An 18,985-nucleotide genomic window follows, 5' to 3' on the forward strand; every position below is an offset into this window, starting at 1 on the left:
TGACCAGTCGGTGGTGGGCACCCCGCCCGCCAGGGGACGGTTGCCGACCGGGAAGGTCAGCGCTCTGTGTTCGGAAGCGCAGCCTGCGTTCGAGAGTGCCCGAGGTCAGGAGAAGACGACCGAGCGCAGTTGCAGACGGTCACCCGCGCCCTTTCCAGGCGGCAGGACGTAGTAGGCGCCTTCACAGCCGGCGTTGACGAAGACCGTGGCGGTGGCGTCCGTGCGGTTCTTCGGTGCCCTGGAAGCGGAGCCGGGAGCGGACCCCGGCGCGGGGAGGTCGATGCACTTGCCGCTGTCCGGACGGTTCAGGAAGCCGACGGCCTCGTATCCCTCCTCGGTGGTGTACGTGTAGCGGAACTGGCCGGTCGCGGCCGAGGCCGAGCCCGGCAGGGCCATGACGAGAACGAGAGCGCTGGCCGCGGCACCGATGGCCGCGGTGGCAGAACGAAGGAACATCGGAAAGGGACCTCTCGTGGAGAGCGATCTGGTCAAGGCCAGCGATGCCCTGTCCCGTTCGTCCTACGCGCAATGTCCCCCTAACGGACTTATGACCCGGATGTGTTCCACCATGTGCCCACGCCAGTGATCGCCGTCGGCTGGCATGCAGCCGTGGCCCTGCCCGCCCTGGCCACTCATACGCGTGGTTTCACTGACCCGCGTGCGACCAGCGGCAACGCATTGGCAGAACCCCGGGGCCCCTCGTGCTGACACCCGCTGGTGGCCGTTGCTTACCGACGTGCCGGGCACGCATCGGGCGCGGCGGTGAGTCCCGCAGCAGAAGCCCGATCCGGCTCGCTCCGGCTGCTGCGGTGACTGGTGCGACGGCCGGACAGAGATGCCGGTGTACGCCTCCGTCCGGCGCTGTTGATGTCCGGTGTGGATGTCAGAAGCCTTCTGATCCGGCCTGGGGTTCGCCATGCAAGGGATCTTGTTCAGAGCAGGTGTGGAGCCAGGCAGACTGCGGCTTCATCGCTGGTGACGGTCTTGTCGTACCGGGTAGCGATAGCGGGGACTCAGGCGACGCGGCAAGCGTAGGGTCTCTGGACGCGCAGAGGGGGGAGATCGCCATCGATGTTGTTGCGGGGGCTGTGGGCTCGCAGATTCTCAGTGCAGTGGTTGCTGCGGCGCTCACCGGTATCGGGACTCTGGTGCGCTGGTTCGTGCTCAAGCGGCTGCCCGCGCGTCGAACATGGCGCTACCTGAGCGCAGGCGATCTCTCCATCGTTCTGGACACGGCCTATATCGACACCGGCCGTTACCAGCGACCCGTAGCTGGTCTGGGACAGGTCCGGGCGCTGTCCGTGATCGTCCCCTCACTCACCCACGCTTACCGGGACCTCGACTTGGAGAAGGTGCGCTTGTCGGCACACTTGCCGGGCGGCGAGATGGAGCACGACCTGCTCATCTTGGGCGGACCGAAGAACAACGAGGCAGCCCGCCGCATCCTGGAGGCCATGGCGGAGGCGTTGCCGTTCCGGCTGGGCGGAGGAGCGATCACCTGGGAGGGCACGACTTACACGGGAGATGCGGCGGACGGCGAGGTCACACGTGATTGCGGCTACATCGTCCGAGCCTCGAACCCCCTCAACTCGAACAAGCGCGTCGTGTTGATCGGCGGTTGGTCAACCTATGGCACAGTGGCCGCAGCTCGTTGGTTGGCCGAGAACGGTGCCAGTCGTTCCCTGACCGCCGATGTCGCGGTGCTTGTAGAAGCCTCGGTTCTCCGAGATGGCCACGTGCCCACACCCCGGGTCGTGCGCCAGACAAGTCTCAGCCGATGAACCACGTCTCCGTTTGAACGCGGGCCCGAGCCCCAGGTGATCGATCCCGCTCCGGTCCCGCTCCGCGAAGCCGCCGGCCGGTCACTTTGCGATGGCGGAACCGGCCCGCGGACCGCGACGAGACCGGGCGCCGCGCCACGGGCCTTGTCGGTCTCATGCGCATGTCGTGCCGGTGCTGACGGCGTCCATCGATGACCGGGCCGGGTCGGATGAAGCCGTCCGAGCTCCCCCGCCGGGGCAGCGGGTTGCAGTCTGCTCTGTTCGAGGCCGTGGGTTGCTTGTGGCCGAGCCATGTGCGGGCTCGTCTGTAGGGCGCTTTGTCCAGGGTGGTGGCGTTCGTCATGAGGCTGAGGCGCGTCCATCGCAGGGCTTCGCGTGGGCCGTAGACGTCGTAGGCGCCGATGCGGCGCTTGTTGACGTAGCACTCTCGACGCTGTCGGGCGCCAACCTCATGGACACGATGGTCCGAGCCGGCCAGTCCTCCGAGAAGGCGGCGCTGCGATACCAGCACTCGAACGACGACCGGCAGCGCGAGGTAGCCGACGGCATCGACGCCTGCGTACAGGCTCGTCGGGCACGCACCGACGAGCAGGGCGGCTCCGCCATCGGGCACGCAGCGGGCAGGGGACACGTAACCGCCCCCCGACAACAAACAAGACCCAGGACGCTGACCTGGGTCTTCGTCGTGGAGCGGGCGACGGGAATCGAACCCGCGCTCTGAGCTTGGGAATCAGAGGGCTGGTGGGGGCTGTTGGGCTCGTGAGCTGGGCGGATGGCGGGTTCGGTGGGGAGCGGTTGGTGGGCTCGGTGACCGCTGTTGACCGGTGATCACCGGGGGTTCTGGTGCGGTTCTGGTGCGGGACTGACAGGCGCGCACCTGCTGTCTACAAGCTGGAGGCGGGTGGATCGGTGAGGGGCATACCGGCTGCTGCGGGTGTGGGAGAGGCGGTGTTGAACACCGACGATCGCCGAGGTTGCTGTACTTCGCTGCTGTACCGCAACGGCCTCCGCATGGACCTCAGCCACAGACAGCCCGCCACGACGGCGGGAGCGCCGAACGATCAGGTGCGCGTGTGGTTCGCGGTACCGGTCACTAAGCTCAGCCGAGAAGCATGAAGACACAAAAACCCCACGGCAAATATTTTTGATGCCACGATCGCGCGGGTTTACTGTGACAGATAGCACTGGTCACGAGCCGCATTTAATAGCTGATCCGAAAACAGGTCGAGAAGATACCGGACAGAGTCCAAGCGTTCTTCTGCATCTTGGCGATCGAACCTGACAAGTTCCCCATGTGCTACTTTATTTCTTCCGTGAAGCAGTTTTTCGTCAATGAAAGCACTTCGTGTTTCGTATTCACCCAAATAATCGAGTCCGAGTCCCTGTACGAGCGCCTTGAATGCAATCGAGGAAAGATTACTTTCAGTATCGAAGCAGTTGTTGGGGTTTGCCGAGAAGGTTTTCTTTCTGTCGGTGTCGATACAATCAAGCAAGTCGCCAAGAAAGTGATTTTTGGAACTTGCCGATGCCTGCTTAAACCGCGAAGCGACGTAGGCTGCTTGCAAAGGGTACTTGAGTCTCTCTACAGGCAATTGACAAGCATTTATGTGTTTTACGTAAAATGAGCTCCCGGACTTCACGAAGCCCTCCCAGTGGGCATATGAGAGGATCACTGCTGCACGGTGCAGGAGGTCCTGGTGGGGTTGGTCCGTTCCTTCTTGGAATAGAACCGAGAATCTTGACAGTTCAACCTTGCGCAGAGACAGGTCTCGCTGCACCTTGTCGTTGAATTTTTCCAGATCCACGTGCTCCCCCGGCGCTAGCTGGAAAAGAGTTGGCGTCCGAATGGGATCGTGGACTTCATTCGCTGATCGGCGCGAATGCCGGTAGCGTGTCCAGCGCTGAATTGGGCATCTGACCAGAGGGTTTCTCGCTTCTCTCGAATCTCATCAGGTCCTGGCGCCTCGCCAGGCAGATGGAATCCCAGTCCTAGAGCAATCGCCTCAAATGCCGTCAGAGAGAAGGGCCCTTCGGATCGGTTGCGCGCAGAGTTGAAGCGCCTCAAGATGTCGGGCCCGCCGGCCCCGTACAGGGCTTGGAAGGTGGCCCTGAAGGCTTGACTCTCTTCACTAAGACGCTCATCGCTGTATTCAACAAAAGAAACGATCTCAGCGGTTAGGAAGTCTCCGATGTTTCCCACAGTGGTCAGATTTTTCTGAGGGATTTTCCGCAGAAGTACGAACCTTAGAGCAAGCTCCATATGATAGCGCTCATTGATCAGCCTTTCTGGTAGGTCAACCACGCTCACAAATTTCTGGTATCGTGAAATATCCACCAGCCACTTGTAGTGCTTGTTGCTGAGGCTCACAAGCAGGCAGTTTCGCAACTCTTGCGGAGTTGCCATAGAGCCGAAAGAATTCAGTCTCTGAAACAGGTCGTACTTTGTTCGGTTGTCGCTCTCGCGCTTGATGATTTTTACGTCGACGCGTGCACGCTTGAAGTCAATCCGTTGTGCGGAAGTAAGACTTCTCTGGGTGCCTTCACGGTCTTCGAATGAACAGCCCTCTAGTTGAGTCAAGAACGGAGGCTTAGTGCAGACTAGAGGGGGATGGAGATCCCCTTCTTCATCTTTAAGGATGCCCATAAACTGAAAAATCGTGGACATGCGCTGAACGCCATCTACTACATCCCAGACGCCTTTTTCATTTTGAGCAACAAACATGCTCGGGAGTGGGATTCCGAGGAGAATGCTTTCGATTAGCCGACTACTCTGTTCGGGACTCCAGCGGAAAATCCTTTGAAACTCGGGGTGAATGTCAATCTCGCCGTCCCTGTAAAGGTTAGCCAGCTCGCCGATAGACATCGGATACGAATCCGTTGCGATCCTGCGGCGGTACTGCTCGATCTCACCTTCAAGCGTCATACCGGGAGATTAGCAGCCCACACGGATGGTTCACGGGCCTTCTCCATCATCCCCTTGCTCAGCCCGTTCACAGGGGGCTCGGCAGTCGGTCTGCTGTTGTGGCCCCCCGAGGGGTTGAAGTGGGGAGGGCCTTGCCGTTTGTATCGCTGAAGGGGAAGCGAGGAAGTCCCGCTTCGTGGCTACACCCGGAACGCCAGTGCACCACCGCGCCCCCCACCCACCACGCTCACCAGTTCCGTCGGCCGTCGACTCTCACACCGTCATCAGCTCGCACCCGCGAACGACGCCTCGTCCATCCCGGAGCCTGAGCGCCCCGCCGGAGCCATCAGTCTTTGACTCCAGGTGGCCGCGGCCGTTATCGCGCGGGGTGGTGGGGGCGTGCCGGAGCGGGGCGGAGACAGGAGCGGCGGCGCGATCCCGCCGGGCCGCGCGCGGGCCGCGTCAGCGGGCCGCCTTGAAGTCGTAGAGAAACGTGTTACGCACGCGCTTCGTGCGCTGGTGGGCATGGTATCGGGCTGACTGTCCAAGTTGCCTGTGTGGTGCGTTGCTTGAGTGTGAGGGTGTGGGGCTTGCCCTGTTCGAGGTCGTGGGCTGCTGCTGGTTGGCCGTGGTCGAGCCATGTGCGGGCTCGGCGGTAGGGCGCTTCGTCCAGGGTGGTTGCGATCATCATGAGGCTGATGCGCATCCACCGCAGGGCTTCGCGTGGGCTGTAGGCGTCGTAGGTGCCGATGCGGCGTTCGTTGACGTAGCACTCGCAGTAGTAGATCCGCACCGGCGGCTGCGGTCGCTCACTCATGCCATCGACCTCGGGGCGGGCAGACCTACGCGGACCCCTCGCGCTGAGGGCCTGGCCGGCGCCTGGTGCTGGTCGCTGATCTCGACGGTGACCGTTCGGCCGTAGTCGTCTCCGGTGACGCGTACGCAGTTGGCCAGTGCTGCGACCAGGCCCAGGCCGCGGCCGTGGGTGTCGTCCTCGTCCGGTGTCGCGACGTGGGGCTTCGTTGCGCCTCCGCCGGTGTCGGTGACCGCCAGGACGACTGTGCCGGGTGATCGGTGCAGGGAGACGTGGAAGCTCCCGTTCGGGCTGCCGCTGGCCGAGTGGACGAGTGCGTTCGAGCCCAGTTCGCTCACGATCAGTGCGGCGTCGTCGGCGTGCGGGCTGTCGCGTAGGACGTCACGGGTCCAGCGGCGGGCTCGGCCGATCTCTTCGGGGAGTCCTGGGCAGGTGAGTTCCCAGATCCGCCAGTCACTCATATACTCGTGCATACAAGCTCCTCCATGCTGGTGGCCGCTATGGGTAGTGGAAGTGTTCTAGATGAGTCGCACGCCGTCGTGCGCCCGGATGGCCGGCGGGGATGCCCCATCGAGCGCGTCCAGGACACGGACCGCGTACGCCTCGTCGGCGAGCTGGGTGACCTCTTCGCGGGTGGCCCAGCGAAGCGCGTAAGTCTCGTCCCCGGTGGTCGGGGAGCCGTCGGCCGCTTCGCAGCGGAAGACCATGGAGACGATGAGGCCGGTCATGTTCTTGTAGATGCCCGTGAGGGTCGCCGGAAGGGCGATCTTCATGCCCGTTTCTTCGAGGACCTCGCGCTGAAGCGCGTCCGGGATGGTCTCCCCGGGTTCCAGGACGCCGCCGGGCGGCTCCCACTGGCCGTTGTCGCGGCGCTGGACGAGCAGTGCTCGGCCCGAGTCGTCAACGATGACCCCTGCGACGCTCACGGAGTGGGGGCGCTCTACCGTGCTCACGTTCCTCGGTCCCCTCAGATGGCTAGGCTTCTCCACCGTAACAACGGTACTCAGCATCTCGTCTAGATATCTAAAGGAGTACACGCCATGGCGGCTCTTCCCTCCGGCATTCTCGGGGCACTGGACCCCACCAGCGACCGAGCGGTCTTCCGACAGATCGCCGACCAGATCCGGGAAGCCATTGACAAGGGCCGCTTCAAGGAAGGCGCCAAGCTGCCCTCCGAATCGGAACTGGTCGAGCACTTCGGCGTATCCCGGATGACCGTCCGCAACGCACTCTCGATCCTCCAGAGTGAAGGTCTGGTCTCGTCCGAACACGGCAAGGGCGTCTTCGTCCGACCACGGCCCCCAGTGCGGCGGCTGGCCTCCGACCGGTTCGCGCGCCGTCATCGTGATCAGGGGAAGTCGGCGTTCACGGTGGAGGTGGAAGCCGCGGGAAGCAAGCCCGAGGTGGACAGCCTGGAAGTACGGGAAGAGAAGCCCACCCCGGACACCTCCGCGCGGCTCGGCTCGGCCCGCAAAGTCCTCGCCCGGCGGCGGCGCTATCTGTTGGACGGTCGACCGGTCGAGTTCGCCGTCTCGTATCTGCCCCTGGATTTGGCACGCGGTACGCAGATCGCCGAACCCAACCCCGGGCCCGGCGGCATCTACGCCCGGCTTGAAGAGCTGGGGCACCGCCTGGACCACTTCGACGAAGAGGTCCGCGCCCGGATGCCTTCCCCGGCCGAGGTCAAGATGCTCCGCCTCTCCTCCGGCGTCCCCGTGATCAGCCTGATCCGCACTGCCTACGACACCGAGGGACGCGCGGTCGAGGTCTGCGACACCGTCATGGCCGCTGACGCCTACGTCCTCGCCTACCAACTCCCCGCCAACTAGGGCATGTCAGGCCCGTGATGACGGCGCTGGGTCGTTTCTCGCGGACTCGTACACACCGAGAGGCATACGCGTATAGATGAGTCGCAGAGGTGGTGCGGCAGAGGTTCCGGTATCCCAGCACGGCTGGGGCAAATCATTGTTCGGGCGTAAGCGGCGGCGGGCGCGGCAGAAGGCGGGGTTTCCGGAGGACTTCCGGTTCTGCAACCTTCGGTACGCCGGGCACACCCTCCCCACTCGCTCCGGGGCAACGCTCAAGGACGCGATGGTGTTCGAGCCGGTCAGTCGTCGAGCGGGCCGCGCTGATCTACCCGCATTCCGACGACGACCGTCAGACGGAGGTGGCCGCCGGGCTGGACAAGCTGGTGTGTGCCGAGAGCAGAAGGCCACCACCAGCGCTCCCGACGACGGCGAACCGCCTTCTGGCGCGCACTGGTGCAAGCTGTCTGGACCGGTACAGACAACAAACAAGACCCAGGTCGCTGACCTGGGTCTTCGTCTCTGAGCGGGCGACGGGAATCGAACCCGCGCTCTGAGCTTGGGAAGCTCATGTTCTACCATTAAACTACGCCCGCGAGGAACCGATGAGGGGTTGGCTCTTCGCGAGACACTGTACCGCATGGGAGGCCCGGGCCGCATATGGCCTGGGCCTTTTTGCTGGAGTGCAGCCGTTGTCCATGCCCCCGGCAAGGGAGTTGAGGGGCGTACGGTGGTGGCGGAGTGCCGACGGTGAGGGCGTCGGACTCATCCCCTAACGTGGCTTTTGTCGTCCACGCATCCACGTAACTGGGGAGAGGGAAGCGATGGAAACCACCGTCGTCCGGTGTGCCGAGGGCCATGTGTTCAGCACCTCGACGTTCCCGATGCAGCATCTTGGATCCTCCCGGATCGGCCCTGGGCGGCTGTTGCGCTGCCCGCGCTGCGGGCGGCTGCGGCAGGCGGTTCCCGTGGGCCGGCAGCGCAAAGGATGAGCGGCTGACCGATGAGTGTCTGACGGTGGCCGGATGTGGCCGGATGTGGCCGGCCCCGGCCGCCGTCCCCCGCACGTGAGTCACGTGGGTCACCTGAGTGACGCGCACGGGAGCCGGCAGCTGAGGCGGGAGTGAGGTGCCCGGCGCCATCGGGGCCGGTCCGATTGGGCCGGCCCCGACTCGTGCGCGTAGTCTCGGGCCGTGCTTCTCTCAGACAAGGACATCCGGGCCGAGATCGATGCCGGCCGGGTGCGGATCGATCCCTACGATCCGGCCATGGTGCAGCCGTCCAGTATCGATGTGCGGCTGGACCGCTTCTTCCGGGTGTTCGAGAACCACCGCTATCCGCACATCGACCCGGCCGTCGAGCAGCGTGATCTCACGCGTGCGATCGAGGCCGAGGGGGACGAGCCGTTCATCCTGCACCCCGGGGAGTTCGTGCTGGCGTCCACGTACGAGGTGATCTCGCTTCCCGACGATGTCGCCTCGCGGCTGGAGGGGAAGAGCTCGCTGGGCCGGCTCGGTCTGCTCACGCACTCGACCGCCGGGTTCATCGACCCGGGCTTCTCCGGGCACGTGACGCTGGAGCTGTCGAACGTGGCGACGCTCCCCATGAAGCTGTGGCCGGGGATGAAGATCGGCCAGCTGTGCATGTTCCGGCTGACGTCCCCGGCCGAGTTCCCGTACGGGTCGCCGCAGTACGGCTCCCGCTATCAGAACCAGCGCGGGCCCACGCCCTCCCGTTCGTACCAGAACTTCCACCGGACCCACGTCTGAGCGCCGGGCCCGACAGCGAGCAAGCGGAGCAAGAGAGATTCCTGTGAGTGACGAGCGCGAGAACCTGACGTACAGCCTCTTCGGGCAGGCCATCCGGGAGCTGGCGCAGAGCGTGGCCGACGACGGGTACGAGCCCGACATCATCCTCTCCATCGCCCGTGGCGGTCTCTTCGTGGCGGGTGGGCTCGGCTACGCGCTCGATGTGAAGAATCTCCATGTGATGAATGTCGAGTTCTATACCGGTGTGGGCGAAACGCTCGCTATGCCGGTGATGTTGCCGCCTGTTCCCAACATCGTCGATCTGAGCCGTAAGAAGGTGCTGATCGCTGACGACGTGGCCGACACCGGGAAGACCCTCAAGCTGGTGCAGGACTTCTGCGCGGAGCACGTGGCCGAGGCGCGCAGCGCGGTGATCTACGAGAAGTCGCAGTCGCTGGTGAAGTGCGACTACGTCTGGAAGCGCACCGATCAGTGGATCAACTTCCCGTGGTCCGTCGAGCCCCCGGTCGTCCACCGGGATGGGCAGGTCCTCGACGCCTGAGAGTGGTGGGTCGAACGGCACCCCCCCCGAGTCGTACAGGTGCGGGCGCAGGTACTTGTACCGGCGCAGACCCGTACCGGCATCGCGTCCTCGTCCCGTGCGTCGGGACGAGGACGTTTGCGCGCTGCGTAGTGATCCCTGCACGGGTGGTTCCCTTTTCGGGTACCAGCCGGTAAGAACCGCTGGTAACAACAAGTTGCCGGCCGTAGGGAGACCACCTCATGGCTCGTGTGAGACCCGCGCTCATGGCTCGTGTGAGACCCGCGACAGCGCTCGCGGCGGCTCTGGTCGTGGTGCTCGGAGGGGCGGGTGCGGCGGCGGCCGCGCCCGTGAGTGGGGGAGACGCGAAGGTGGCGGCGAAGGCGGCTGGTACGCCGTTGCCGCCGGAGCTGGAGGAGATCCGGGCGAAGGAGGCGCAGGAGCTCTACGGCAGTCCGGAGGCTCCGCCGTTGGACGAGCGCAAGGCCGGTGTGATCTCGCTCGGGGACAGTGAGATCTCCGGCGAGGGCGTGGGCACGTACGAGCCGGGGACCGACGGGCCCGACAACTGGTGTCACAGGTCGCCGGATTCGGCCGTGCACCGTACGGGCATCGACGTGGACGTCTCGTACAACGTCGCCTGCTCGGGCGCGAGCACCGAGAACATCCGGATCGGCGGCACCAAGCAGTACCCCGATGAGCTGGTGCAGAGCGACAGCCTCGCCATCAAGGCCCGCAACACGCGGCTCAAGCAGATCGAGCTGGTCGTCGGCGCCAACGACGATCTCCAGTTCGGGCCGGTGATGACGGACTGCGTCACGCGCTACCTGACGCTCCAGGGCCGGTGCGAACCCAAGTACGACGCCGGCTGGGACGCCAGGGTCGACGGGCTCGTGCCCAAGGTCGAGGGCACGATCGAGGACCTGCGGACGGTGATGCGCGAGGCGGGGTACGCCGACGACGACTACCAGCTCGTCGTCATGGGCTACCCCAGCCCGATCGGCCCCGACGTCAAGGATAATCCGGACTTCCCCGGCAAGCTGATCGGCGGCTGCGTCGGATACACCAGCGACGCCGCCTGGGGCCGCAACACGGCGGTGCCCAAGTTCGAGAAGGGCATCCGCGAGGCCGCCCAGCGCACCGGGGCGAGCTACCTGGACGCCTCCCGGCTCTTCCACGGGCACGAGGTGTGCATGGAGAACACCTGGGCGCGCGGCCTGTACGTGGACCTGTCCAACCCGATCCCGCCGGACGCCAACTCGGTCCGGCAGTCCTTCCACCCGAACGAGCGAGGCCACGGCGCCTTCGCCACGTGCTTCACGAAGATGTACCAGGCCGGTCGGCAGGGTGCCCGTGAAGCCTCCTGCGCCGACCCGCGGGGCGCGGGGAAGCCCCGGCTGTACGAGCTGGCCTGGGACGACGCCTTCGAGCGGCTGCGCAACGAGGACACCGGCACCTGCCTCGACGCGGACGGCGGCCAGAGCGCCGTGGGCACCGACGTACGCGGCTGGTCCTGCAAGCCGGGCCAGCGCAACCAGCTGTGGTGGTACGACGCGGAGGGCGAGTCCCTGTACGCGGGGCAGACCCACGACCGGTGCGTGCAGAGCGAGGGCGAGGCCCGGGACGGGGCCGGGCTGGAGCTCGGCAACTGTTCCGACGCCGCCGCCCAGCGGTTCGTGCGGGACGGTGCGACGCTGCGGCCCGCCTCCGACACCGGGCTGTGCGTGACGCTGGCGGGGCTGGAGGACCGTGCGGAGCTCGCGCCCTGCGACGGCTCGGCGGCTCAGCGTTTCTCCAGCTGAATCACGCGAGAGCCGAACCACGTGACAGCTGAACCACGTGACAGCTGAACCACGTGACAGCTGAACCACGCGGTAGCTGAATCACGTGACAGCTGAACCACGCGGTAGCTGAACGACGCTGAACCGTGCGGTCAGGCGGCGGCGCCCCTTCTCGGCGCGCGCCGCCTGGCCGCTTACAGCGTGCCCAGCTTGATCAGGAAGAGCAGGGCGAGGAGCTGGATGGCGCTGGCGCCCAAGGCGCGGGGCCAGGGGAGGTCGTGCGAGCGGCTCACCATCGAGGTGAAAAGGAACCCGGCGAGCACCCAGGTCGCCCATCCGATGACCTGGACCACGGGCGCCGTCCCGCCCAGGAAGAGGGCGAACAGCAGCCGGGGCGCGTCCGTGAGCGACATGATCAGCATGGCGAGCCCGACGGTGGGCTGCCACGCGCCGTCCCCGCCGAACTGGCGGGCCAGCGTGTGGGTGACGGCGCCGAGGATGAGCCCGGCGATGACGACGGCGACGCCGGTCGTCAGCACGTACGGGATGGCCTGCCCGATCGTCGTGTTGATGACGTCCTCGCGGGCCTGGTCGAGGCCGAAGACCGCGAGCAGCCCGTAGACGAAGGTGACGATCAGCGCGGGGCCCCACACCGGGTAGTCGCGCATCTGCCAGAACGTGGCGTGGGGGCGCGTGACGATCCCGGCCAGCAGATCCTTCCAGTGCAGCCGGGGTCCGGCCGGCGGGGCGGGGGAGTTGCCCGCGTGGTAGGTGGCGCCGTCGCCGTAGTAGCCGCCGGGGCCGCCCTGGGGGTCGGGGCCCGCGGCGCCCTCGGGGCCGTACGGTTCGCGGATACTGAAGGACTGGGTGTGACCCGGGTTGTTGGCGCGCGGGTCCTGCCCGTGCCACCCCTGCGGCGCGCCGGGGCCGCCGGGGCCCGCGGGGGCGCCGTACGGTGCCCCGTGCTGCGGGTAGGGGCGCGGGGGCTGCGGGTCGCCGAAGTACTCGGGCTCGCCGTGTCCTGGGCCGCCGCCCTGCCAGGCGCCCGGTCCCGCACCGGCGCCGGGGCCGTGACCCTGTTGCGGGTACGGCGGACCCGGGGGGTGCTGCGGGTACTGCCCATGCTGCTGCGCGTCCCGGGAGCCCCGGCCGCGTCCGCTCCTGAATCCAGCCACGTTCTCGAACGTACCCTCTCACGCCGACCGCGTGCGCCACAGCCGGGTGAGATGGCCGGACATCGCTGCTGAGCTGTGACATCCCCTAGGGGGACCCGGTGGTGCCAGGTACACCCCGGGGCGGAGCCGGGCCCACCAGGGGCGGAGCCGGGCCCACCCCGGGGCGGAGCCGGAGGGGATGCTCAGCCCTCGGGGAGCTTGACGGCGAAGGTGACGACGGAGCCGTGGTCTGCCGCGTCGGCCACGGTGAGCCGGTCGGTCACCAGTTTGGCCAGCCACAGCCCGCGGCCGCTGGGGGCGCCGTCGAGGCCGGGGAGCAGTTCGGGGATGACGTCCTCGGTGAACCCCGGTCCCGAGTCGGCGACCTCGCACTCCAGCTCGTTGCCCAGATTGCGCAGGACGAGGCGGCCGCCGCCGCCCGCGTGTTCGACGGCGTTGGTGGCGACGGCGTCGACCGCGACCACGAACTCGCCGCGGCGCGGCTCGCCGAGCCCCGCGGAGGCCGCGCACGCCTCCACCTCGGCCCGGAGCCGCGGCAGGGTGCGGAGGGTGAAGCGGAGCCGGCACAGGAGTTCGGGACTCAGCATGCGCCCCCCTCCTTCCGACAGCGGCCCGCCCGGTCTTCCCGGCGGCACCGCCCGCGGCGCCCGCGAAACCCGCGAAGTCCACGGCGCTCGCGAAGCCCGCGGCGCTCGCGAAGCCCGCGGCGCTCGCGAAGCCCGCGGCGCCCGTGAGAAGCGCGCCGCCCATGACGCTCGTGAGGCCCGTCCTCGGCCCTGCGTTCCGGGGCCTCGCGGTCCGCCACCTGGTGTTCCTCCTCGCGTTCCGGTCCGCTCCGCGAGCGCGCCCGCGCGTGCTACCGCGTACCGCCGCGCCACGTGCGTGCGCGTTGAGGCGAGGCTAGGCCCGGCACGCGGCTATGGGTATACCGCGACAGCGGTTTGGCTCGTGTGGTGCGGTAACTGATCGCATTTGACCACGACTTGCCGGAAAACGCGCAATGGCCGGTCCCGTGGGCACGGGACCGGCCATCGGCAGCCGGGAGGGCGACGCCGGGTCGCCGGGCGGTCGGTACGGGGACCGGTCGCGGCCCCCGTACCGACCGCCTGCTACTTCGCGGGTTCCGGTTCGGGCTCCGGGTCCGGGTCGGCAGCCGTCTCGCCGTCGTCGGCTGGCGGGTCGGTCGGCGGCGTCCTGACGGAGTCGAGCAGGAGCTGGGCCACGTCGACGACCTGGAGGTTCTCCTTGGCCTTGCCGCCCGCGGCGGAGCCGTCCTCGGCCGCGCCCTTCTTGCCGTTGACGGAGTCGGTGAGCATGACGAGGCAGAACGGGCAGGCCGTGGAGATGATGTCCGGGTTCAGGGACAGCGCCTCGTCCACGCGCTCGTTGTTGATGCGCTTGCCGATGCGCTCCTCCATCCACATGCGCGCACCGCCCGCGCCGCAGCAGAAGCCGCGCTCCTTGTGCCGGTGCATCTCCTCGTTCCGCAGGCCCGGCACGCGCCCGATGATCTCGCGCGGAGGCGTGTAGACCTTGTTGTGGCGGCCCAGGTAGCACGGGTCGTGGTAGGTGATCAGCCCCTCGACGGGGATGACGGGCACGAGCTTGCCCTCGTCGATGAGGTGCTGGAGCAGCTGGGTGTGGTGGATGACCTCGTAATGGCCGCCCAGCTGCGGGTACTCCTTGGAGAGCGTGTTGAAGCAGTGCGGGCAGGTGGCGACGATCTTCTTCTTCGACGTCTCCACGGTGACGCCCTCGTCCGCGTCCTCACCGAAGGCCGCGTTGAGGTTGGCGACGTTCTCCTCGCCCAGCTGCTGAAAGAGGAACTCGTTGCCCAGGCGGCGGGCCGAGTCGCCGGTGCACTTCTCGTCGCCGCCCATGATCGCGAACTTGACGCCCGCGATGTGCAGCAGCTCGGCGAAGGCCTTGGTGGTCTTCTTGGCGCGGTCCTCCAGGGCGCCGGCGCAGCCGACCCAGTACAGGTACTCGACCTCGGTGAGGTCCTCGACCGTCTTGCCGACGATGGGCACCTCGAAGTCGACCTCCTTGGTCCACTCCAGGCGCTGCTTCTTGGCCAGGCCCCAGGGGTTGCCCTTCTTCTCCAGGTTCTTGAGCATCGTCCCGGCCTCGGAGGGGAACGCGGACTCGATCATCACCTGGTAGCGGCGCATGTCGACGATGTGGTCGACGTGCTCGATGTCGACGGGGCACTGCTCGACGCAGGCGCCGCAGGTGGTGCAGGACCACAGGACGTCCGGGTCGATGACGCCGTTCTCTTCGGCGGTGCCGACCAGCGGGCGCTCGGCCTCGTCGAGGGCGGAGCGCGGGACGCCGGCGAGCTGCTCGTCGGTGGCCTTCTCCTCGCCCTCCATCGTCTTGCCGCCGCCGGCCAGCAGGTAGGGGGCCTTGGCGTGCGCGTGGTCGCGCAGCGACATGATCAAAAGCTTCGGGGAGAGCGGCTTGCCGGTGTTCCAGGCGGGGCACTGCGACTGGCAGCGGCCGCACTCGGTGCAGGTGGAGAAGTCGAGGATGCCCTTCCAGGAGAAGTCCTCGACCTGGGAGGCGCCGAAGCGGACCTCTTCCTCGTTGTCGTCGTCCAGGGCGGTCTCGAAGTCGATCTCCTTGCCGCCTGACATCATCGGCTGGAGGGCGCCCAGGGCCGTGCCGCCCTGCGCGTCGCGCTTGAACCAGATGTTGAAGAAGGCCAGGAACCGGTGCCAGGCCACGCCCATGTTGGTGTTCAGGCTGACCGTGATCATCCAGATCATGGTGGTGCCGAGCTTGATCAGTGCCCACAGGTAGACGAGCGTCTGGAGAGTGCTGACGTCCAGCCCGTCGAACGCGGCGACCAGCGGGTACGAGACGAAGTACGCCGGCTCGTAGCCGTCCACGTGGTGCAGCGCGCCCTCCAGGCCGCGGAGCACGAGGATGGCCAGGCCGATGACGAAGATGACGTACTCGACGAAGTAGGCCTGCCAGGCCTTCGAGCCGGCGAAGCGGGACTTGCGGCCGGCGCGGGAGGGCAGGCTCAGCAGCCGGATCACCATCAGGACGGCGATGCCGACGGTGGTCGCGGCGCCGATGAACTCGATGTACATCTCGTACGGCAGCCAGCCGCCGATCACCGGCAGCGTCCAGTCGGCCTGGAAGAGCTGGCCGTAGGCGTTGATGATCGTCGGCGGGAGGGTGAGGAAGCCGATCGCCACGAACCAGTGGGCGACGCCCACCACGCCCCACCGGTTCATCCTCGTGTGCCCGAGGAACTCCTTGGCGAGGGTGGCCGTTCGCTGCTTGGGACTGTCCTTGCGCGTGCCCGCGGGGAGTGGCTGTCCGAGCTTGACGAAGCGGTAGATCTGCGCGACGGCGCGGGCGATGAGCGCAACGCCGACCGCGCTGAGGACCAGCGTGATGACGATGGCGGCGAGTTGCATATCGGCTCCTCGGAGCACGGAGGTTTTTTACTAAGCAGTAACTTATCCAGTCCGTATGAGACTACCCACTCGCCGCGGCTTGCCGCACCGCGTGTCCCGGTGATTTGCGTCGCCCTTGCAGGGCTGCCGTACCCCGGCCTTCCGCCCGTTTCCGCGGGTCCGCCTCGCGCCCCGCACCTGCCCCACCGCGCCCCCGCGCCCCCGCGCCCCCGCGCACCTCTCCCGCAGTCGGCCATGCGCGCACCGTAAGCACAAGCATTGAGTCTGCTCGACTCAGGCTTGTTGACGCGTCGGCTTCCGTGAGGCACTCTTGAGCCAGCTTCACTCAAGACGAAAGTCAGCAGACAGCTGGAGGAAACCGAAATGGCACGTGCGGTCGGCATCGACCTGGGTACGACGAACTCCGTCGTCAGTGTTCTCGAGGGCGGTGAGCCCACCGTCATCACCAATGCCGAGGGCGCCAGGACCACGCCGTCCGTCGTGGCCTTCGCGAAGAACGGCGAGGTCCTCGTCGGTGAGGTGGCCAAGCGCCAGGCCGTCACCAACGTCGACCGGACGATCCGGTCGGTCAAGCGCCACATGGGCACCGACTGGAAGGTCGGGATCGACGAGAAGGACTTCAACCCGCAGCAGATCAGCGCGTTCGTGCTGCAGAAGCTGAAGCGGGACGCCGAGTCCTACCTGGGCGAGAAGGTCGCGGACGCCGTCATCACCGTGCCGGCGTACTTCAACGACGCGGAGCGCCAGTCCACCAAGGAGGCCGGCGAGATCGCCGGCCTCAACGTGCTGCGGATCGTCAACGAGCCGACCGCCGCCGCGCTCGCGTACGGCCTGGAGAAGGAGGACCAGACGATCCTGGTCTTCGACCTCGGTGGCGGTACGTTCGACGTCTCGCTGCTGGAGATCGGCGACGGCGTCGTCGAGGTGAAGGCCACCAACGGTGACAACCAGCTCGGTGGTGACGACTGGGACCAGCGCGTCGTCGACTACCTGGTCAAGCAGTTCCAGTCCGGGCACGGCGTGGACCTGTCCAAGGACAAGATGGCTCTCCAGCGCCTCCGCGAGGCCGCGGAGAAGGCGAAGATCGAGCTGTCCTCGTCCACCGAGACGACGATCAACCTGCCCTACATCACGGCGTCCGCCGAGGGCCCGCTGCACCTGGACGAGAAGCTGACGCGCGCCCAGTTCCAGCAGCTGACCCAGGACCTGCTGGAGCGCTGCAAGACGCCGTTCCACAACGTGATCAAGGACGCGGGCATCCAGCTCAGCCAGATCGACCACGTCGTCCTCGTCGGTGGCTCCACCCGGATGCCGGCCGTCGCGGAGCTGGTGAAGGACCTGACCGGCGGCAAGGACGCCAACAAGAGCGTGAACCCGGACGAGGTCGTGGCCATCGGTGCCAGCCTCCAGGCGGGTGTGCTCAAAGGTGAGGTCAAGGACGTCCTGCTGCTGGACGTGACGCCGCTGTCGCTCGGTATCGAGACCAAGGGCGGCATCATGACCAAGCTGATCGAGCGGAACACCACGATTCCGACGAAGCGCTCGGAGACCTTCACGACGGCCGAGGACAACCAGCCGTCGGTGCAGATCCAGGTCTTCCAGGGCGAGCGGGAGATCGCGGCGTACAACAAGAAGCTGGGCATGTTCGAGCTGACGGGGCTGCCGCCGGCGCCGCGCAACGTGCCGCAGATCGAGGTCACCTTCGACATCGACGCGAACGGCATCATGCACGTCTCGGCGAAGGACCTGGGGACGGGCAAGGAGCAGAAGATGCAGGTCACCGGCGGGTCCAGCCTGCCGAAGGACGACATCGAGCGCATGATGCGCGAGGCCGAGCAGTACGCGGAGGAGGACCACAAGCGCCGCGAGGCCGCCGAGACCCGCAACCAGGCCGAGCAGCTGGTCTACACCACTGAGAAGTTCCTCCAGGACAACGAGGAGAAGGTCCCCGCCGACACCAAGTCGGAGGTCGAGACCTCCCTCACCGACCTGAAGGAGAAGCTCAAGGGAGAGGACACCGCGGCCATCCGCGAGGCGTCCGAGAAGGTCGCGGCCACCAGCCAGAAGCTGGGCCAGGCGCTGTACGCCGACGCGCAGCAGGCCCAGGCCGGCGGCTCCGAGGCGGGTGCCGGCGCGGCGGACGCGGGCAAGCCCGAGGGCGGCGCCGAGGATGACGTCGTGGACGCCGAGATCGTCGACGACGAGCAGAAGCCCAAGGGCGGTGCGGCGTGACGGAGGAGACCGCGGGCGCCGGCAAGAAGCCGACGCCCGACGTCCCCGCCGACGCCGGCGAGCAGACAGCAGCCGGGGCCGCCTCCGAGCAGGAGGCGGCCCCCGGGCCGGCGGCCGGGGACGCCCAGACCCTTGAGAACGCAGAGGGCGATGTGAGCGCGCAGGACATGTCCAAGCCCGAGGACGCCACCGAGGAGCAGGGCGCCGAAGGCGCCACCGAGGGCGGCGGCAGCGAGCTGGAGGCGGCCCGTAAGGCGCTGGGCGAGCGAACCCAGGACCTCCAGCGGCTCCAGGCGGAGTTCCAGAACTACCGCCGCAGGGTCGACCGGGACCGGGCCGCGGTCAAGGAGATCGCCGTCGCGAACCTGCTGACCGAGCTGCTGCCGGTGCTCGACGACATCGGCCGGGCGAGGGACCACGGCGAGCTGGTCGGCGGCTTCAAGTCGGTCGCCGAGTCGCTGGAGATGGTCGCCGCCAAGATGGGCCTGATGCAGTTCGGCAAGGAGGGCGAGCCCTTCGACCCGACGGTGCACGAGGCGCTGATGCACTCCTACTCTCCGGATGTCACGGAGACGACGTGCGTGCAGATCCTCCAGCCCGGGTATCGGATCGGCGAGCGGACCATCCGTCCCGCACGGGTCGGCGTCGCCGAGCCGCAGCCGGGTGCCGCGGCCGGCACAGGCGGCAAGAGCGAGGGCGGAGCCGACGCCTCGGCAGCAGAAGAGGAGACCGGTGGCCCGGAAGAGGGCTGACCGCGGACGGGAGGAGGGACGTC

General features: G+C 67.0%; 16 protein-coding genes, 1 tRNA gene and 2 pseudogenes. 9 read left to right on the forward strand and 10 right to left on the reverse strand.

Annotated elements, in window-relative coordinates; genetic code table 11:
* Nucleotides 1–105: 105 nt before the first annotated feature.
* Entirely contained in the window at nt 106–456 is a 351-nt protein-coding gene (locus tag MMF93_RS17285; RefSeq protein ID WP_242752633.1) for a hypothetical protein, read from the reverse strand.
* A 656-nt stretch (nt 457–1,112) separates the two neighbouring features.
* Between MMF93_RS17285 and MMF93_RS17290 the strand changes: the two genes are divergently transcribed.
* Both MMF93_RS17290 and MMF93_RS33725 read left to right on the forward strand, forming a co-directional pair.
* The gene (locus MMF93_RS17290; RefSeq protein WP_242752634.1) at nt 1,113–1,781 is read left to right on the forward strand and encodes a sugar phosphate isomerase family; all 669 of its coding nucleotides are present in this window, start codon (nt 1,113–1,115) and stop codon (nt 1,779–1,781) included.
* A gap of 424 nt (nt 1,782–2,205) precedes the next feature.
* Nucleotides 2,206–2,502 (forward strand): annotated as a pseudogene (locus MMF93_RS33725) (hypothetical protein); the annotation flags it as partial.
* 445 nt (nt 2,503–2,947) lie between these two features.
* On the opposite strand, the gene MMF93_RS17300 reads toward MMF93_RS33725, so the two are convergent.
* From MMF93_RS17300 to MMF93_RS17320, 5 genes are all read right to left on the reverse strand, one after another.
* A complete protein-coding gene (locus MMF93_RS17300; RefSeq protein WP_242752635.1) occupies nt 2,948–3,586 on the reverse strand; it encodes an MAE_28990/MAE_18760 family HEPN-like nuclease in 639 nt (212 codons plus the stop codon).
* A gap of 14 nt (nt 3,587–3,600) precedes the next feature.
* Complete coding sequence (locus tag MMF93_RS17305; protein WP_242752641.1) at nt 3,601–4,704, reverse strand: DUF262 domain-containing protein; 1,104 nt, start codon at nt 4,702–4,704, stop codon at nt 3,601–3,603.
* A 475-nt stretch (nt 4,705–5,179) separates the two neighbouring features.
* Nucleotides 5,180–5,500 (reverse strand): hypothetical protein, encoded by a 321-nt coding sequence (locus tag MMF93_RS17310; protein WP_242752642.1) that lies wholly within the window; start codon nt 5,498–5,500, stop codon nt 5,180–5,182.
* Complete coding sequence (locus MMF93_RS17315; protein WP_242752643.1) at nt 5,497–5,970, reverse strand: ATP-binding protein; 474 nt, start codon at nt 5,968–5,970, stop codon at nt 5,497–5,499. The genes MMF93_RS17310 and MMF93_RS17315 overlap by 4 nt, the downstream gene beginning before the upstream one ends.
* Nucleotides 5,971–6,015: 45 nt before the next feature.
* On the reverse strand, nt 6,016–6,423 hold the full coding sequence (locus MMF93_RS17320) for an NUDIX hydrolase (protein WP_242757624.1): 408 nt from the start codon (nt 6,421–6,423) through the stop codon (nt 6,016–6,018).
* A gap of 114 nt (nt 6,424–6,537) precedes the next feature.
* Between MMF93_RS17320 and MMF93_RS17325 the strand changes: the two genes are divergently transcribed.
* Together MMF93_RS17325 and MMF93_RS33730 are read left to right on the forward strand one after the other, a co-directional pair.
* A complete protein-coding gene (locus MMF93_RS17325) occupies nt 6,538–7,326 on the forward strand; it encodes a GntR family transcriptional regulator (RefSeq protein ID WP_242752644.1) in 789 nt (262 codons plus the stop codon).
* Nucleotides 7,327–7,456: 130 nt separating this feature from the next.
* Nucleotides 7,457–7,700 (forward strand): annotated as a pseudogene (locus MMF93_RS33730) (tyrosine-type recombinase/integrase); the annotation flags it as partial.
* Nucleotides 7,701–7,827: 127 nt separating this feature from the next.
* Here MMF93_RS33730 and MMF93_RS17335 read toward each other — a convergent pair.
* A tRNA-Gly gene (locus MMF93_RS17335) sits at nt 7,828–7,898 on the reverse strand.
* A 597-nt stretch (nt 7,899–8,495) separates the two neighbouring features.
* Between MMF93_RS17335 and dcd the strand changes: the two genes are divergently transcribed.
* From dcd to MMF93_RS17350, 3 genes are all read left to right on the forward strand, one after another.
* Nucleotides 8,496–9,071 carry a dCTP deaminase gene (dcd, locus tag MMF93_RS17340; protein ID WP_242752645.1) on the forward strand — a complete coding sequence of 192 codons (576 nt, stop codon included), beginning with the start codon at nt 8,496–8,498 and terminating at the stop codon, nt 9,069–9,071.
* Between the two features lie 43 nt (nt 9,072–9,114).
* On the forward strand, nt 9,115–9,612 hold the full coding sequence (locus MMF93_RS17345) for a phosphoribosyltransferase (RefSeq protein ID WP_242752647.1): 498 nt from the start codon (nt 9,115–9,117) through the stop codon (nt 9,610–9,612).
* A gap of 245 nt (nt 9,613–9,857) precedes the next feature.
* The gene (locus tag MMF93_RS17350) at nt 9,858–11,393 is read left to right on the forward strand and encodes a ricin-type beta-trefoil lectin domain protein (protein ID WP_242752649.1); all 1,536 of its coding nucleotides are present in this window, start codon (nt 9,858–9,860) and stop codon (nt 11,391–11,393) included.
* Nucleotides 11,394–11,566: 173 nt separating this feature from the next.
* Here the strand turns inward: MMF93_RS17350 and MMF93_RS17355 are convergent, their stop codons facing one another.
* The 3 genes from MMF93_RS17355 to MMF93_RS17365 all read right to left on the reverse strand — a co-directional run bounded on the left by MMF93_RS17355 (nt 11,567) and on the right by MMF93_RS17365 (nt 15,978).
* On the reverse strand, nt 11,567–12,547 hold the full coding sequence (locus tag MMF93_RS17355) for a Yip1 family protein (protein WP_242752651.1): 981 nt from the start codon (nt 12,545–12,547) through the stop codon (nt 11,567–11,569).
* A gap of 182 nt (nt 12,548–12,729) precedes the next feature.
* A complete protein-coding gene (locus MMF93_RS17360; protein ID WP_242752653.1) occupies nt 12,730–13,134 on the reverse strand; it encodes an ATP-binding protein in 405 nt (134 codons plus the stop codon).
* Nucleotides 13,135–13,656: 522 nt separating this feature from the next.
* Nucleotides 13,657–15,978, reverse strand: coding sequence for a (Fe-S)-binding protein (locus MMF93_RS17365; RefSeq protein WP_242752655.1), 2,322 nt, complete (start codon nt 15,976–15,978; stop codon nt 13,657–13,659).
* Nucleotides 15,979–16,341: 363 nt separating this feature from the next.
* Between MMF93_RS17365 and dnaK the strand changes: the two genes are divergently transcribed.
* Together dnaK and grpE are read left to right on the forward strand one after the other, a co-directional pair.
* Entirely contained in the window at nt 16,342–18,210 is a 1,869-nt protein-coding gene (gene dnaK, locus MMF93_RS17370; protein ID WP_242752662.1) for a molecular chaperone DnaK, read from the forward strand.
* The gene (gene grpE / locus MMF93_RS17375) at nt 18,207–18,962 is read left to right on the forward strand and encodes a nucleotide exchange factor GrpE (protein ID WP_242752664.1); all 756 of its coding nucleotides are present in this window, start codon (nt 18,207–18,209) and stop codon (nt 18,960–18,962) included. Before dnaK ends, grpE begins: the two co-directional genes overlap by 4 nt.
* Nucleotides 18,963–18,985 lie beyond the last annotated feature (23 nt).

Source organism: Streptomyces tubbatahanensis, from assembly GCF_022699385.1.
Lineage (GTDB): Bacteria > Actinomycetota > Actinomycetes > Streptomycetales > Streptomycetaceae > Streptomyces > Streptomyces diacarni.